This window comes from Nocardia sp. NPDC060220 (assembly GCF_042727815.1).
In the GTDB taxonomy this organism is placed as follows: Bacteria; Actinomycetota; Actinomycetes; order Mycobacteriales; family Mycobacteriaceae; genus Nocardia.
Map to the genome: position 1 here is coordinate 1 of NZ_JBHWZY010000989.1, position 2,337 is coordinate 2,337.

A 2,337-nucleotide genomic window follows, 5' to 3' on the forward strand; every position below is an offset into this window, starting at 1 on the left:
CGTGTTCGGTGAGGACGCCCTGCCGGGCCTGATCAACGCGGGTATCGACTGCCTCGAACACGGCACCGGCATCACCGACGACACCATCGAACTGATGGTGGCCAACGGCACCGCCCTGGTCCCCACCCTGATCAATATCGATACCTTCCCCGGCATCGCCGACAGCGCCACGAAGTTCCCGGTCTACGCCGCCCACATGCGCGACCTGCACCGCCGCGTTCGCGACACCGTCGGCAAAGCCCACGAGGCGGGCGTCCCGATCTACGCGGGCACCGACGCGGGCGGCTCCATCCGTCACGGCCGCATCGCCGACGAGATCACCGCCCTGTCCGGTGCGGGCCTGTCACCCCACGAGGCTCTCGGCGCCGCGTCGTGGAACGCCCGCACCTGGCTCGGCCGCCCCGGTATCGACGAGGGCGCCCCGGCCGACTTCGTCGTCTACGCCGAAGATCCCCGCACGAACCCTCAGTCGCTCACCGAGCCACAATGGGTTGTGCTGCGTGGCGCGGTTGTCAGGACGCCCGACCCGGTCACCGGACATCGGTGAATCGCGTAGTCGCCCCGTGATTGACACCGTCCATCGGCTGGCGGTTTTGTAACCCCTGGGGTTTGCAAATCGGTACACTTGACTTGCCCCATTGTGGCAAGTCGAGTGCGTGCCCGTCTGGGCCGAGTCCGAGTGGTCCATCGCTGGTACGCGGGGAGGTTGGCTGGAGGTGGCCCTGAGCGCCGAGGTTTCGATGATCCACCCGTTGGGCCCGAAGACTGTGGAAGACTGGCTCGCCGAAGAGCAGCCGGTCGATGGATCTCGACTCGAACTCATCTGGGGGTACCTGCACACGACGCCGCCGCCGGGTGGTCCGCATCAGTACGCCGCAGGTGAGTTGTTCGTGGTTCTACGGGCCGCTGTTCGTGCTGCTGATCGCTCAGATCTCACGGCGCTTCCCGCTGTCGGCGTCCGGATCAGTACTCCGTTTCGGATTGGCATAATCCCAGACGTCGCCGTGGTCAGTGTTCCGCCCGATCGTGTCAACTTCGCTGCTGATGATCTGGTGTTGGCTGTGGAAGTTTGGTCACCCGGCAACAGCCGTGAGGAACGAGACACAAAAATCGCGGCCTATGCCTCGGCGCGGGTTCCGTATCTGTGGATCGTCGAACTCCCCGCCGGCAAGCCCGCACGGTTCTGGGGCTACACGCTGGGCGAGTCCGGCTACCGCCAGGAAATGTTCGCCACCGATGGCGAGACGGTGAAGGCACCTGGCCCGGTGCCGGTGGTGGTCGACACCTCGCAGTTGCGGTGAGATAGCGCGCGACTGGCGGAGGCGATTTCCGGGCGCGGCGGGTCGTCTGGCAGAATGAACCCTCGTCCTTCCTGGACAGTGTCAGCCCGTCTCCGGTTACGTACCGCGCGGCGGTCACGCACGCATGCGCGAAACCGGACTCGCAGACCATGCGGGTCGCCGAATCGCGTGGTGACCAAAACTACTGAAAGAAGACTGAACAGCATGGCTGTCAAGATCAAGCTCACTCGTCTCGGCAAGATCCGCAACCCGCAGTACCGCGTCGTCGTCGCCGACGCCCGTACCCGTCGTGACGGCCGCGCCATCGAGTCCATCGGCCTGTACCACCCGAAGGAAGAGCCTTCGCTGATCCAGATCGACGCCGAGCGCGTCGCGTACTGGCTGTCGGTCGGCGCGCAGCCCACCGAGTCGGTGCAGCGTCTGCTGGAGATCACCGGCGACTGGCAGAAGTTCAAGGGCCTGCCGGGCACCGAGGGCACCCTGAAGGTGAAGGCCGCGAAGACCTCCAAGCTGGACCTGTTCAACGCCGCGCTGGCCGCCGCCGACAACGCGCCCACCACCGAGGCCGTCACCCCGAAGAAGAAGGCCGCCAAGAAGGACGAGGCTGCCGCTGAGGAAGCCGCCACCGAGGCTGCCGAGTAATGACTGCTGTTGTTGCCGATGCCGTCGAACATCTGGTTCGCGGCATCGTCGCCAACCCTGACGACGTCCGTGTCGAGCTGCTCACCGGACGTCGTGGACGCACCGTCGAGGTACACGTCCATCCTGAAGACCTGGGCAAGGTGATCGGGCGCGGTGGTCGTACCGCGACCGCGCTGCGCACCCTGGTCGCCGGCATCGGCGGCCGTGGGATCCGGGTCGACGTGGTCGATACCGACGCCTAGATGGAACTCGTCGTAGGTCGGGTCGCCAAGTCGCACGGTGTGCGCGGCGAACTCGTCGTCGATGTTCGCACCGACGAACCGGACGTCCGGTTCGCGCCGGGCGTCACGCTGCGCGGCAGGATGCCGAAGTCTTCGGCGACCCGTGACTACAC

Annotated in this window: 4 protein-coding genes and 1 pseudogene; all 5 read left to right on the forward strand. The window is 66.1% G+C overall.

All coding sequences use genetic code 11. The features are described 5' to 3' along the window. On the forward strand, positions 1–547 hold a 547-nt coding region (locus ACFWF3_RS32670; protein ID WP_379317722.1), incomplete at its 5' end, for an amidohydrolase family protein. Positions 548–716: 169 nt separating this feature from the next. Beyond that, positions 717–1,301, forward strand: coding sequence for a Uma2 family endonuclease (locus ACFWF3_RS32675; protein WP_379317724.1), 585 nt, complete (start codon positions 717–719; stop codon positions 1,299–1,301). Positions 1,302–1,505: 204 nt separating this feature from the next. Continuing rightward, the gene (rpsP, locus tag ACFWF3_RS32680; protein WP_378626367.1) at positions 1,506–1,943 is read left to right on the forward strand and encodes a 30S ribosomal protein S16; all 438 of its coding nucleotides are present in this window, start codon (positions 1,506–1,508) and stop codon (positions 1,941–1,943) included. Then, a complete protein-coding gene (locus tag ACFWF3_RS32685; RefSeq protein WP_056811833.1) occupies positions 1,943–2,185 on the forward strand; it encodes an RNA-binding protein in 243 nt (80 codons plus the stop codon). The genes rpsP and ACFWF3_RS32685 overlap by 1 nt, the downstream gene beginning before the upstream one ends. Further along, positions 2,186–2,337 (forward strand): annotated as a pseudogene (locus ACFWF3_RS32690) (ribosome maturation factor RimM); the annotation flags it as partial.